At 62.8% G+C, this 250-nt stretch carries 1 pseudogene; it reads left to right on the top strand.

Features of this window, described 5'->3' with window-relative positions:
* A pseudogene (locus ABS784_RS17205) lies at nucleotides 1–250 on the top strand (polyribonucleotide nucleotidyltransferase); the annotation flags it as partial.

Here is a 250-nt window from a genome sequence, read left to right as displayed (position 1 = left end):
GTCGCATGGGTCGCGCTGGTCGTCGCGAGATCGGTCACGGCCGTCTGGCGCGCCGTTCGGTACAGGCCATGCTGCCTGCCGCTGACGTGTTCCCTTACACCATCCGTGTTGTATCGGAAATCACCGAATCCAACGGCTCCAGCTCCATGGCTTCCGTTTGCGGTGCTTCCCTGGCACTGATGGACGCTGGCGTGCCGATGAAGGCGCCGGTTGCCGGTATCGCCATGGGCCTGGTTAAAGAAGGCGAGAA

This window comes from Geobacillus sp. G4 (assembly GCF_040327975.1).
Lineage (GTDB): Bacteria > Bacillota > Bacilli > Bacillales > Anoxybacillaceae > Geobacillus > Geobacillus thermoleovorans.
Note: the sequence above shows the minus strand (reverse complement) of the source record. Positions and strands in the feature narration are given on the sequence as shown.